This window comes from Shimazuella alba (assembly GCF_009831235.1).
GTDB classification, from domain to species: Bacteria; Bacillota; Bacilli; order Thermoactinomycetales; family Thermoactinomycetaceae; genus Shimazuella; species Shimazuella alba.
The window spans coordinates 159,734-172,454 of sequence record NZ_WUUL01000008.1 but is presented as its reverse complement, the minus strand read 5'-3'; the positions used below and the strand labels follow the sequence as shown (position 1 = coordinate 172,454).

The window sequence follows — 12,721 nt, the reverse complement described above, 5'->3', positions numbered from 1 at the left end:
GACTAACTATTCAATTTTATATATAGTAGGATAAATTCCTATTCTTTAACAGTAATACCTTCATGCTTTGTGTATACCTACTTATGATGGGAGAATGCTCGTGGACTACAGCAAAGAGAAAAGACTTGTACAACAATATGTGGACGCATACAATGCTTTTGATATCGACGGTATGGCAGCGCTTTTGCATCCTGATGTAGAATTTCGCAATATATCCGATGGTGAAGTGGAAGTGGAAACAAAGGGGATTGATGAATTTCGTGAATTAGCTGAGCAATCGAAAGACGTATTTTCAGAGCGCTGTCAAACTATCAAACAGTTTACGCTACTCCCAAATAAAGTAGAAATCGAGATTGACTATGAGGCAACACTCGCTATCGATTTGCCGATTGGATTGAACGCTGGAGAAAAGCTGAAACTTCAAGGGAAATCGATCTTTGAGATCAAAGATGATAAATTGATTGTCATCGAAGACTACAGTTAAGAAAATAAATTATGAAAGCTTCTTTGATCTCACATCTTTTAACAATTGAAGAAGCACTTCAAAGTTGGATGATACAACTAAGTACTCTTTTCACTCGTACTATATTTCAAAAATCAATGTATTAAAAAACAAGTTTCTTAGAATTCTAAGAAACTTGTTTTTGTCAGCCATTTGAAACTATTCCTTACCAGCCAGCGGTTTCCCTGTTTCCAGCAAAGTCTTCAATCCTGAAATAACCAAAGGTAAACCATTTTCCAAAACTTTCGCTGTAGTCTCTGCTTGTTCAAACTCATCGTGTGTAACTGTTACAAAACTTATACCAGGTATCTCTTTATGTTCATGTATTTCCCATGTAATGCAGGATGAAGTGTCATTTTCGGTACCCGGAAAAGCGTGAAATCGGAAACTTAGCATAAGTTTATGTGGAGCATGGATATCTAGTATAATTCCTTCCGCTTTTTTCTCTTCTTTATTTATAGTTCAATTGCCGAATCCATCTCCCAAGTAGATCGCACCTCACAGTTGAACCAAAATTTCGACGTCATTTCCGTATTTGTGATAGCATCCCAAATACGTTCGGGTTTTGCCTTTATCGCGATTCGGTTAATATGTCTTGGTCTGTTTTCCATATCTCCCTCACTCTCCAATTCGGTTTAAAAGGATGTTAATCCATCAATACAAGCTTCTGTATATTTGCTTACCCATCTATTATATAACTGACGGATAGGAACCGCATTTAATGCAGCTTTTCACGACCCACTTTCCTCGTTGTCAGAAGCTTTGCTCTTCTAACATATTGAGATGTTTCATCATACCAAATCTAGACATATCGAGTGGCTCACATACTCTATGCAATATCTGTCCATCTGTGGAATAAAGCAAATCCAACAGCTTACGACGACTCGAATCAGTCAGTGCCTTAAAGACATCCTCGTCCATCAAAAATCCTCCTAAAAAATTTTCTTAAACCCTTGACATGTTACCATTAAGTAACGTATTATAAAGCATAAAGGTTGCTTAAAAGTCACATATCAGCGAAAAAGAAAGGATTTGTCAGGAAAACAAAAGAAAATAACGAAATCAAAAAAAGGTGATAAAAACATGCGAATAACCTTAGTAGCAGGAAGTAACCGGCAAAATGCCACCAGTACCATCTTACTCAAACATATCGAATCCATTTTATTAGAAAAGCATATTTCTGTTTCCTTTATTGATCTAGCAGAAACACCGTTACCCCTCTTTACACCAGATAATTGGGAATTTCATGAGAATGCGCTTCATCTAATCAAATCCATTCAAAACGCAGATGGATTGATTTTTTCCACACCAGAATACCATGGTTCTGTATCAGGAGCACTTAAAAATGCATTGGATTATGTCAGTATCGACAAAGTTGCTGGTAAAGCCGTACTCTCTGTCAGTTCCGCAGGCGGACCGCTTGGAATAAGTTCCCTTACCCATTTACAAACTATCGTGCGTAACTTACATGGTATCAACTGCCCTGAATGGATATCCATTGGCTATGGGACAAACACATTCAATGAAGATGGGACACCTACAGATGAAGGAACGAGAGTAAGAGTTCAGACTGTATTAAACAGCTTTATAGAACTCACGAAAAATCTGTCCCATAAACCCGTTGTCTCCAGTTAGAGTCCATCCCAATTTTTTTAGGCAATATGTTACCTTTTGGTAACTTATATATAACTTTACGCTAAAGGAGATGTTCGTCATGAACACAACAGAACAAAAAAATTTGGAAGCAGTAACTGCATTTCTTCAAGATAAAGTGAATGAAAACTTGTTAAATGAAACAAATCAGTATTTCTCTCAGCAAGTAGCAGAAGCATTTACCAATCGCAAATATGAGGTAGATGAAATTTTCGTCCAAGGCGAAAAAGCAATTGCCAGAATTATTATCAGTGCTGTTCATACTGGAGGTTTCGCTGGAAATGTCCCTACAAACAAACCAGTAAAAATATCCCAGTATCGACACTTTCAAGTAGTAGATGGAAAGATAGTCAACCATCAAGGTTGGTTTGATACAGGTACTCTTTTACCTCAGATTCAAGGCTAATGTAGATGATACAAATTTAAAATTCAAAGGAGATGTTTTGAATGAATACAGTAGAACAACAAAATTTGAAAGTAATAAGCGAGTTTGTCGAGCAATTTTGGAACAAAAATGATTTTGCATGTACAGATCAATTTTTATCAGATGACTATCAAGAACTCTCTTATCAATCCACAGAAGGACTAAAGAAGTTTGCTGCCACGATACTGGAATCCTTTCCTGATAAAAGATATGTCGTAGAAGACATCATGGCCAAAGACGACAAAGTACTTGTCTGTATGAATGTAAAAGGTACACATGAAGGTATGTTTTTTGGCACAGCACCTACTGGCAATACGATTGATGTCACTCTGTATCGCCAATATCGTGTGGTTGATGGGAAAATTAGAGAACACCGCGGCTGGATCGACATGGTTACGATGTGGAGCCAAATTCGAGGAAATTAATAATTAGGAAAATAATGTTCTCCTTTGATGGACACATTCACAGAAAACAAGCTATCCATTCTTTAGCATCAAGAAAGGATAGCTTGTTTTTTGTTTTGGGGCAATTTTGTTATTAACTTGATGGCTATGGAGTGAACCCTGGGATTTACCCAAACTTGATCACGTCGAATCACAAGTGGTAAATGTTATCCCACGCTTATATATAGATCTTCTGGAAAATTATAGAACTAGTGCTAGTGAAAACAATTTTACAAAGTCATAAAAAATAACCTAAATTCAAAGTTCTAAAGTCATTTTTCTTGAATAATGCATGATGAAAAATCTTATTTCGTTTCACTTTTCAGTGTTTTCAGCAGCTCATCATACGTTGGAGCCAATTCGCGTAATGCGTTAGCGGCTTTTACGTAGTCACCGGTGACCAACGGATATTGTAAAGAGCCAATAAGATGAGCTTGTTGAGTCATGATCATAGATGCCTTGTTGTATCCGATAAGAGACAAGCAAGTAGCAGCATCAGCAACTCGTCGCGTGCCAACTCGAACCGCAAAATGAATGAGATGATCAAGTAGATCTTGGTTACAATCATTTTCGATGAGCACTGCAAGTTGTTTCGCAGCTTCACCATTCCCAAAACTATTTTCAGGCATGTTATATTCACTATTCATCGATAGCCAGCGAATTGCAGCAGGTATTGATGCTTTGATGATGTCCACATCTGATTTCTCTTCGACCCTGATGAAATCTGTGCGCATTGTAAAGGATGTACCATAACTGATTGTCTCAGCTTGCCAGGCGTTTAGAAAGTCAAGAAGCGGTAAAGAAACATATGGATATCCTTGTGGATCATGTATAAGTACAGTGTCATCGTTTATATCGAGAACGACAATATAATGATCTGCACCAATTGGCCCCGTTTTGCCTGGTTGATGTCGTAAGTAACCCATTTCCACTGGTCCTATCCATACCGGACCATTCGTAAGGGCTGTTTTGAGTCTATTGATAGAGTCAACAGCATTGTCACCATTTGTGACTGTAGAAATCCAACCCAATGCCATCAACGCATCATCAAAACCAGCCTCAGGGTCCCATCCGTATGGATCAAAAAATGGAAGAGCGCCACCGACCAACTGCATCCCAAATGGACTGCTGGTAGCGAACTCAATAACGGCTGTAGAGGGAGCATTTTTACCAAACATCATGGCAAAAGAGTTAGCATAGCAATATGGTCCAGAGCCTGTATAGGGGAAAGTTGTTATCATCGTTTATTCATCCTTTTGTAAAGTAGTCAGCAAGTCTAAAGCTATCTTAAGGAAATTTATCCATTTTCACAAGTTTTATATTATTATTACTATTATGTGATTGTTGCATAAATAAAATTTGAAAACAGTATAAAAGACGCTCGATATGTGTGCACCTAAGGCACAAGTCGCACTATGCCACTAAAGTAGCAAGTTGCGCTATGTTTTTCGCGTCTGTTGTTGAAAACATACAAAGGATGCTCCATCCACTCAAAGCTAGACTAGAAGCACAGCGACGTAGCGAGACTTGTGCCCTTGTCTGAGGTACACATCTTCGCTTTTTAGACTGTAATGCAACAGGCTCTATTATAATTAAATGATCTTACATTATAGGCTTCGGAAGGATGGCGTGTTTTCTATGAAAGAAACACCCAAAGAAAAGCTTCATTAATAAGCCTAAGTAGGCTTATTTGGGGTACTTAATCTTTTCAAAGAGAAGACTCGTTTCCATTATAATCATCATTTTTAATATGCACTTACTTAGCTTGATAGCTATGGGGAATAATCCTCTCTCGCCCAACGCTCATCTTCATCTCACGATCCAATCCGTATATTTCCTTACCGTAAATCTATAAAAGCTCCCTTTTTTTAAAGGAAGCTTTCTAATGAATTTCTCATTTGTATCTATTTTTTACTAACCTTCCAATAATCCTTGTGCTTGTTCTAATACTTTATCGCCATTCATCGTCCCATAATACATCGAATTAATAATATCTACTTTAATACCATGTGGTTCTGCTTTTGATTTAATTTTTGGTGCAAGATAACGAACTTGGGGACCGATTAAGATAACATTTGTATGGTCCAAATGATTTCCTAATTCAGCTTCTGATGTCGCATCGATTGTCGCAGATAGACCTTTCTCTTGAGCAGCCTTCCTCATCTTCTGGACTAACATGCTCGTAGACATACCTGCTGAACATACCAATATAATTTTCATAAAATCATCCTTCTATTGTTTTAATCTCTCATAGAGCTCGATAAATTCCTGAGCCATTTCTTTCACCGTCATAGCAGTCATTAAATGGTCTTGAGAGTGAATAAGAAGGACAGTAGGAGATTGTACCTGACCGCCCGCTTCTGTTTGCAACAGCTTTGTTTGGGAATGATGCGCTTCCAAAAATTCTTTTTCTGCTTCTGTTATTTTTGCTTGAGCTTCTTTAAACTTTCCATTTTTCGCAAGGTGAATTGCTTCCATCGAAGAAGATCTTGCATTTCCTGCATGAAGAATAATTTGAAACGAAATTTCTTCTAAGTTTGGTATCTCTTTATCCATGTTTTATTTCTCCTATGCAACTTTATTTTGTTTCATTTGAGCAAGGTCTGCTGTTTTGATGAAAGGAAGGTACAACAATGTTGCAATAGCGAAGTTAACGATTTGAAGCAGCACTCCCATCCATGATCCGCCTGATACTAGATATCCGCTAATAAATGGTGGAGTTGACCAAGGTATCATTGCTACCGTTTTAGGCACAATTCCTAAGCTAAGCGCAAAATAAGAGGTAATGGTTAACACGATGGGAACGAGAATAAACGGTATTAACATAACTGGATTTAATACAATTGGTAATCCGAATAAAACTGGTTCATTAATATTAAATAATCCCGCAGGAGCAGAAAGTTTGGCAATGGATCGGTACTGTGCTGACTTCACTGCGATGAAGATGGCGAGAAGAAGCGCGAGCGTTGCTCCTGAACCGCCAATGTATACATAAGAATCGAAGAAAGGCTTTGTTACAATATAAGGCACATCAAAAGCACTCATACCCGCAGCAAACAAGCTTTGATTCTTCTCAATTAAAGGTAAGTACATCGATTCCATAAAGGGTTCAATAATGTTTGTCCCGTGCAATCCAAAGAACCACAGTAAATGGTTAAGGAAAGCAATAATAATCGCTGTTGGCAATGAGTTTGACAATGACTGCAGCGGCTTTTGAATACTTTCAAAAACGATCTGGTGTAAGCTTGTATTTCCCAAAGCGGTGAGTAATGCCTGCAAAAATCCTACTAGTATAAGAATGATCATGGCTGGTAATAAGGCTTTGAAGGATTTTACCACACCTTCGGGGACTCCTTCTGGCATCGTAATCGTAAATTTCGATTTCATTAACATCCGGAATAATTCTGTAACAACAAGCGACATGATAACAGCTACAAACAAACCTTGTGCACCTGTCCATTCATATGAAATGCCCCAATCTTTGGTAACAGGGGTTAGAATAATAAGGGAAGCTACAGTAACCAAGGCTGCTGGCAGCCCGTCCACATCATAAGATTTGGCAAGTCTATAGCTGATCGATGCTGCTGCCAGCAAACCTAATATTGCAAAGGAACCATTCCAAACATTTCCTCCTACATTCTTCCATTGGTCTCCGAATAGATAGATCATGAAATTTTGAAAGGCATCGGAAGGAAAGTTATTAATCAAAACAGCTAAAGAACCAACAATAATAAGCGGCATGATCATGATAAACCCATCGCGAATCGCTACTAAATGCCGCTGAGAACCAATGCGGCCGGCAATCGGCATGAACTTTTCTTCCATCCATTGCATTACCTTATTATTCATAAAAATACCTCCTTATTTTGTGTGGAATTGCGGTAAATAATCTTTGTGAGCTTCTAATAGCTCGTCCAAAATGATCTTTGCTTTCTTTTCATTTCGTACAAATGGATTCATAATCATTGCTTGGTAAGCTTTTAAGTACTCTCCAGATATAGCTGCTTCTATTACCAATTGCTCAAACGCTTTCATTTGTTGGATGATGCCTCTGACTGATAAGGGTAATTCTCCTATTGTGATTGGTTTTGGACCTACTTTTGTAATAACTGCATTGACTTCAATGACAGAATCATGAGGAAGACCTGTAATGGCTCCTTGATTTAAAATGTTAACGGTTTGTATATCACCTTTATCGTTATAAATGCTATTCATCAGGCTGCATGCGGCATCACTGTAGTACGCTCCGCCTCTTTTTTCCAGCTCTTTTGGTTTTTCTTGCAATTGCTCTTCTTGATATTTGACAAAGAGCTCTTTTTCCACTTCTTTCACTATCTCTGCTCTCGTTCCATTTTCTGCAAACGCTTTCAAATCTTTTGCCAAAACATCTTCTGTTTGAAAATAATATTGGTGATAGGGATTTGGCAAGAGATTTATGGATTGAATGAATTCTTTCGACCACCCTAGTGAAATAATGTTGGCAGGGGAATAATCTACCTCGTTATGAATTAACTTATCAAGCACTTCTTCTGTTCGGTCGATCCCTTTCACACAAACTTTTCTTCCAAACACAAAATGATTCATGCCGATGAACTCGATTTCTACATGCTTCGCCTCCACATTCATCATTTCAGCTACACTGTTTTTCATATTAATAGGAATGTTACAGACCCCGACCACTTTTTTATGCAAACTGTATTTAAGTAAGGCTTCTGTCACAATTCCTGCTGGATTTGTAAAATTGATTAACCATGCACCAGGACATATGTCATGTATATCGCGGGAAATATCCAATAGTACGGGAATGGTACGGAGTGCTTTAAAAATCCCGCCCGGTCCATTTGTTTCTTGACCAATCACTCCATGTGTCAACGGTATTTTTTCATCTTTCTCTCTCGCTTTTAGTCCGCCAACCCGAATTTGTGTTGTAACAAAATCAGCATTTTGTAGTGCCTCTTTTCGATTCAAAGTCCATGATAGTTTAATAGGATAGCCTGATTTGTTTATCATGCGTCTTGCCAATGCACCAACTATCTCTAATTTTCCTCTTCCGCTTTCAATATCCACAAGGCTAAGTTCCGATACAGGGAATGACTCGTATCTACTAATAAATCCCTCTATAATCTCTGGTGTGTAACTGGAACCACCACCTATAATCACGACTTTTAAACTCATGAATATCCTCCCTAAAAAAGTAATCATCACTTGAAATAAATTTATCATAACAAATAATCAATGTCTACATACTTGTAGTAACAAATATTCCACATGCCAAAGAAATGTATATTTGTCATTACAAATATACAAACTTGTAGTAAACTAGAGGAGGTTAATGCTCTAAAAAAGCACCTTTTCACACACATCTGCACATATAAGCAGAAAAACTATTGTGTTTATATGGATCGTTAACAGTATAAAAGAAAGGAAAGACCTATGGATTTAAATAAAGAAGGAAAGTCTTTGCATACAAAAGTCAAAGAAGAAATTATTCGATTAATAAAAGAGAAAAAGTATAAACCAAACACCTTGCTTCCTACTGAGGCCGAATTTTGCAAACAATTTGGTGTCAGCAGGACAACGATTCGAACTGCACTGCAACAGTTAAGCATCGAAGGTTACATTTATCGGGAACAAGGAAGAGGAACTTTTGTCTCCAATCATAAAGTGAAACAAACTTTATCTATGACAGAGGTAAAATTCACAGAGCAATTGATTTCACAAGGAAAAAAACCTCAAATACAAGTTTTAAGTCTTCACGTGATCCCTGCTGATGAATTTCAGGCAAACCAATTTCAGTTAAAAGAAGGCGACCCAATCAATAAATTAGAAAGAATTCGTTATGCTGATGAAGAACCGCTTCAATATGAAATTGCTTATTTACCATGGCATAAAACCCCCAGCCTGGATAAGGAGGAGTGCGAAAAGTCCTTATACCAGTTACTAGAAGTCCAATTTGGACTAAAAATCAAAAAGACAATCGAACAACTAGAATTGTTTTTAGCTGATGAAGAAATTGCTGATAAGCTGAATATCGCTGTTCATACACCTTGTTTCTCGATTGAAACATCTGCATATTTAGAAGATGAAACGCCGATAGAATATTCACGAGCAGTCTTTCGAGGCGATCGTGCAAATTTTGTTATCGAGCGAAATTACTAGTTTGATTCATAAATCTATTTGGCATGTTAGAGAGGGGGTATTTGTGTGATCTCATTACTTGTCAATGCAGACGATTTTGGTTTTTCGAGGGGAGTAAATCATGGAATCATTGATGCTCACCGTTTTGGTATTGTAAATTCTACCACTATGATGGTTCATACACCGGCAACGGAGCATGCAGTAGAGTTAGCAAAACAATATCCTCAACTTCGGGTAGGAATACACTTAACTCTTACTTTTGGAAAACCTGTAAATCAAGATGTTCCTTCCCTTGTTGATGAAAATGGCTTCTTTCGGGTAGATAAAAATTACGAAAAGAACTCTGATGTACTATTAGAAGATGTAAGGAAGGAGTGGGAGGATCAAATTCAAAAGTTCTTCTCTTTTGGAATCCGTCCTGCTCATATGGACAGTCACCATCATATTCATGCATGGCCATTTCTTGAACCAGTAGTGAAGGAATTAGCACAAAAATATAACTTGCCTGTAAGAAATGCGTTTAGAAGAAATGTGGAGGAGATTCCTTTGTTATCTGATGTGTTCCTCGACGGATTCTATGGGGAAAACGTATCCTCCCATTTTTTCGCAAATCTCCATCAGGAAGTAGAAGATAATGTTACATTAGAAGTAATGTGTCATCCTGCATATATAGATACGTTTTTAAAAGATAATTCAACCTACTGTACGAAACGACTGCAAGAACTCGACATATTGACAAATGTCTCCTTACCAAGTATCTTTTCTTTTGTTTCTTGCATGTCTTGAACTTGGTATAAAAGAAGGGTTCACCTATAGCACAGTGAACCCATGCCTATAATATTTTTCCTGATCGAAGTGAACTAACTTGTTTTTTTCCGTTGTTTTATTAGAAACTATTATTGCAGTTTTGAGTTATATCGACTTGATCAATACAAAACTAGTATCTTATACCCCTTATCAACGTTTCAGAACAAGGAAGGAAATTGTAGTTGAAATTTTTGCCTTTCTTCTTCCCTCATGTTTTTATATTGATCCATCACAATAACTTGGTTTATGGTATCAGGATTTTTGCCTGTCTTATCGTAGTAAAAAGAAATGACGAGTAACTTTTTCCCGCATTCATAAGTGGTATAAACTCCATCTTCTCCTCTGGATTCTTTAGCAGGTGCACCTAATGTTTTTATCACTTCATGATAAGTAATGTTTTCATAGCGTTTGTCATACGATACGATATGGGTAACAGTCCCTTTGAATAAGAAAAACTCAATTCTCCGCTTGCTATAGGTATACACATCTTCGCTTGAACTATTTGGATCAGGATTTCCCCACTTTTTTTGTATGTCTTTCCCTTTTGCATTAATGGCAAAGTTTTCACTATTGATTGTTTTTCCTTGGATTGCTAGTTGCTCTGTTTTTTGAATGATACTCCTATGATTTTGTTGTTCTTGTACTTGGTTTGTATGGGAAGAAGCAGAAGTTAAATGTGGAAGACTCGTAATCGATACTCCTACTGCAAGAGCAGTCACAATCAATATTTTTGTAATTTTAAGCATGATTACATCCCTTTATGTTAGATTATTGTGTTAATTTGTAAATTTATTTTATCATACAAAAATAATGATTGTCGATTTTTTATAAAAATGGGAAATAGAGAATTTTACTCTTTGTAATGCATATCATACTTGATTAAAAAATCATGGACTGTCATAACAGTAAATACTGCCTTCACTTCCTTTGTATGAAAATGCTTTTTATCATGGGAAACAATCACATCTGATTTTCCTAACCATGCTCCGACAAAAATAATCACATCGTCTGGGTCCTTGATATATGGAAGTTGTTTCACGATCTCTTGGTATTTCAGATCCGTAGGTATAGGAGTAGGAATCAGTTCATATTGAAGATAACGGAGCATTTTGCTCACTAGAGGGATTGCTTTGGGGAAACTTCTCGTTAAGACTTCGTCGATTTCATCTAAAACAGCAGTGGAAAGCAACAGGATGTGGTTCATTTGTACGACTTCGAGGAAATGACGCATCTTTTGGCTGTTAAATGCAAGAAGAGAGATAAAAATATTGGTATCCACATAGACACGAAGTTTTTTATTCTTCTCCATAGCTTCTCTCCCTTCTTACTTTTTCCCATTCATCCAGTAAATCTTGCTCCTTAATCCCCTCGTTACTCGCCTCTTCATTTATCTCGTCTAAAACAGAAAACAAAGCCTCCATCCGATTTGCCTTTTTTAGAATGATTTCTCCATGCTCATTTTCTAGGAAATCAAGCACATCTCCAGGTGTAAGCTGGAGTTTATCTCTGATTGCTTCTGGTATCATTATTTGATTATTAGCACTAAGTTTTGCTTTGCTCATTTACAACCCCTCCTTCCCTTTTCCTTATATTGTATGTTTGAAACTCCGTTCAAATCAATGTTAGGATACATAAATAAGCCTCTTCTCATGAGAAGAGGCTCTATGTATTTTAATAAGTATAAAAATAGCAAAAACAGGGGGAACCAGTAAACATAACTATCCTTTTAATTGTTCTAAATCCCATCTATAAAAAACCTTAGTATCTCCTGCAGCAGTTGTCATAAAATCACCCAAAGATCTAAGGTAAGCAGCTAATTCTTGACCGCTTTCTGAAGCAAATGCACTTCTAACATCTTCTTCTTTCATGTATAAAGCAAGTTGATAGTGAATCGGCTTTTCTAAAAATTGTTCTTGTATATCATTAGGTGTATCAAAAAAAGGAGTCAACTCGATTTTATCGATGTACGGCATTTTATAAACATAAGGTAGAATTTGATGGTGTATGTGATGCTTAAACGTATCTTTATCAGTAGTCACTGTAAAAAGAGCTTCAAGCTTCATCATAAGAAATCATCCTTTGCTGACTATTGAGAAGAAGACCGAATCAAATGTTCATTGTAACGAGCTACAATCTCTGATTTACTGATTACTTCCGTCTGTCCCCATGCAAGTGTATAGATTGGGGCCGTATAGGAAGACAGCTTTTCCTGAAATTCTTGGCCTAGTTCACTTTCGTTTATAAAAAATTGAAATGTTTGCTTTGTTTGGAAATAGAATTCTATCTGAAGATCAAAAGGAGACGGAATATCCCTTGCAATTCCAAACGGTGGTTTTATTTTAGTAAGCTCCATACGCTCTAAACCATCTATATTTACTGCCAGCGGGATAAACTCTTCATAGTAAAAATGTTCGAATTCCTCTTCATTTTCCGGTTTCTTGAACAGAATCAAAAGTTTGTACAATCGTACACCTCCTATTTACAATTATTTTACCGCTAAATTATAGATTACACTACTTAATTGATCAAAAATATCTAGATATTGAGCTTTTTTGTTAACGAAATGCATACATTTTCGTAATCTAAAGATAATAGATCACATAATAACAAAGTTGTAACATTTTCTTTTTATTCGAATAAATAGAGCTGCCTCTAAACCGTTTCTATCTACATCTACGTCTTCATCATTCATCACTACCTCTATCCCTCATGTATAAAATACCATCTAGATTCAAAAGTTAAAAATAGCCAAAT

General features: G+C 36.9%; 19 protein-coding genes. 6 read left to right on the top strand and 13 right to left on the bottom strand.

Features of this window, described 5'->3' with window-relative positions:
• Positions 1-100: 100 nt before the first annotated feature.
• Positions 101-484, top strand: coding sequence for a nuclear transport factor 2 family protein (locus GSM42_RS13335; RefSeq protein WP_420820996.1), 384 nt, complete (start codon positions 101-103; stop codon positions 482-484).
• 177 nt (positions 485-661) lie between these two features.
• Here the strand turns inward: GSM42_RS13335 and GSM42_RS20670 are convergent, their stop codons facing one another.
• The 3 genes from GSM42_RS20670 to GSM42_RS20660 all read right to left on the bottom strand — a co-directional run bounded on the left by GSM42_RS20670 (position 662) and on the right by GSM42_RS20660 (position 1,423).
• Positions 662-961, bottom strand: coding sequence for an SRPBCC domain-containing protein (locus tag GSM42_RS20670; RefSeq protein ID WP_338055301.1), 300 nt, complete (start codon positions 959-961; stop codon positions 662-664).
• The gene (locus tag GSM42_RS20665) at positions 958-1,113 is read right to left on the bottom strand and encodes an SRPBCC family protein (RefSeq protein ID WP_237446599.1); all 156 of its coding nucleotides are present in this window, start codon (positions 1,111-1,113) and stop codon (positions 958-960) included. The genes GSM42_RS20670 and GSM42_RS20665 overlap by 4 nt, the downstream gene beginning before the upstream one ends.
• A 142-nt stretch (positions 1,114-1,255) precedes the next feature.
• Positions 1,256-1,423, bottom strand: a complete 168-nt coding sequence (locus GSM42_RS20660; RefSeq protein WP_237446598.1) for a winged helix-turn-helix domain-containing protein — start codon at positions 1,421-1,423, stop codon at positions 1,256-1,258.
• 162 nt (positions 1,424-1,585) lie between these two features.
• Between GSM42_RS20660 and GSM42_RS13325 the strand changes: the two genes are divergently transcribed.
• From GSM42_RS13325 to GSM42_RS13315, 3 genes are all read left to right on the top strand, one after another.
• Positions 1,586-2,137 (top strand): NADPH-dependent FMN reductase, encoded by a 552-nt coding sequence (locus GSM42_RS13325; RefSeq protein WP_160802023.1) that lies wholly within the window; start codon positions 1,586-1,588, stop codon positions 2,135-2,137.
• A 79-nt stretch (positions 2,138-2,216) separates the two neighbouring features.
• Positions 2,217-2,561, top strand: coding sequence for an ester cyclase (locus GSM42_RS13320; RefSeq protein ID WP_160802022.1), 345 nt, complete (start codon positions 2,217-2,219; stop codon positions 2,559-2,561).
• 41 nt (positions 2,562-2,602) lie between these two features.
• Positions 2,603-3,004 carry an ester cyclase gene (locus tag GSM42_RS13315; protein WP_160802021.1) on the top strand — a complete coding sequence of 134 codons (402 nt, stop codon included), beginning with the start codon at positions 2,603-2,605 and terminating at the stop codon, positions 3,002-3,004.
• A gap of 323 nt (positions 3,005-3,327) precedes the next feature.
• Here GSM42_RS13315 and GSM42_RS13310 read toward each other — a convergent pair whose 3' ends face one another.
• From GSM42_RS13310 to GSM42_RS13290, 5 genes are all read right to left on the bottom strand, one after another.
• The gene (locus tag GSM42_RS13310) at positions 3,328-4,263 is read right to left on the bottom strand and encodes a hypothetical protein (protein ID WP_202404911.1); all 936 of its coding nucleotides are present in this window, start codon (positions 4,261-4,263) and stop codon (positions 3,328-3,330) included.
• A gap of 673 nt (positions 4,264-4,936) precedes the next feature.
• Complete coding sequence (locus GSM42_RS13305; RefSeq protein WP_160802020.1) at positions 4,937-5,242, bottom strand: PTS sugar transporter subunit IIB; 306 nt, start codon at positions 5,240-5,242, stop codon at positions 4,937-4,939.
• A gap of 12 nt (positions 5,243-5,254) precedes the next feature.
• Entirely contained in the window at positions 5,255-5,578 is a 324-nt protein-coding gene (locus GSM42_RS13300) for a PTS lactose/cellobiose transporter subunit IIA (RefSeq protein WP_160802019.1), read from the bottom strand.
• 12 nt (positions 5,579-5,590) lie between these two features.
• Positions 5,591-6,871: a PTS cellobiose transporter subunit IIC gene (gene celB / locus GSM42_RS13295; RefSeq protein ID WP_160802018.1), complete on the bottom strand. Its 1,281-nt coding sequence runs from the start codon at positions 6,869-6,871 to the stop codon at positions 5,591-5,593.
• A 12-nt stretch (positions 6,872-6,883) separates the two neighbouring features.
• On the bottom strand, positions 6,884-8,197 hold the full coding sequence (locus tag GSM42_RS13290) for a 6-phospho-beta-glucosidase (protein WP_160802017.1): 1,314 nt from the start codon (positions 8,195-8,197) through the stop codon (positions 6,884-6,886).
• Positions 8,198-8,455: 258 nt separating this feature from the next.
• On the opposite strand from GSM42_RS13290, the gene GSM42_RS13285 reads away from it, so the two are divergent.
• On the top strand, positions 8,456-9,181 hold the full coding sequence (locus tag GSM42_RS13285; RefSeq protein WP_160802016.1) for a GntR family transcriptional regulator: 726 nt from the start codon (positions 8,456-8,458) through the stop codon (positions 9,179-9,181).
• A gap of 45 nt (positions 9,182-9,226) precedes the next feature.
• Positions 9,227-9,946, top strand: coding sequence for a chitin disaccharide deacetylase (gene chbG, locus GSM42_RS13280; RefSeq protein WP_160802015.1), 720 nt, complete (start codon positions 9,227-9,229; stop codon positions 9,944-9,946).
• A 179-nt stretch (positions 9,947-10,125) separates the two neighbouring features.
• On the opposite strand, the gene GSM42_RS13275 is transcribed toward chbG, so the two are convergent.
• From GSM42_RS13275 to GSM42_RS13255, 5 genes are all read right to left on the bottom strand, one after another.
• Complete coding sequence (locus tag GSM42_RS13275; RefSeq protein ID WP_160802014.1) at positions 10,126-10,713, bottom strand: DUF4309 domain-containing protein; 588 nt, start codon at positions 10,711-10,713, stop codon at positions 10,126-10,128.
• 104 nt (positions 10,714-10,817) lie between these two features.
• A complete protein-coding gene (locus GSM42_RS13270) occupies positions 10,818-11,276 on the bottom strand; it encodes a PIN domain-containing protein (protein ID WP_160802013.1) in 459 nt (152 codons plus the stop codon).
• Positions 11,263-11,529 carry an AbrB/MazE/SpoVT family DNA-binding domain-containing protein gene (locus tag GSM42_RS13265; RefSeq protein WP_160802012.1) on the bottom strand — a complete coding sequence of 89 codons (267 nt, stop codon included), beginning with the start codon at positions 11,527-11,529 and terminating at the stop codon, positions 11,263-11,265. Before GSM42_RS13265 ends, GSM42_RS13270 begins: the two co-directional genes overlap by 14 nt.
• 156 nt (positions 11,530-11,685) lie before the next feature.
• Positions 11,686-12,033, bottom strand: a complete 348-nt coding sequence (locus GSM42_RS13260; protein WP_160802011.1) for a hypothetical protein — start codon at positions 12,031-12,033, stop codon at positions 11,686-11,688.
• 20 nt (positions 12,034-12,053) lie between these two features.
• On the bottom strand, positions 12,054-12,431 hold the full coding sequence (locus GSM42_RS13255; protein WP_160802010.1) for an EthD family reductase: 378 nt from the start codon (positions 12,429-12,431) through the stop codon (positions 12,054-12,056).
• Positions 12,432-12,721 lie beyond the last annotated feature (290 nt).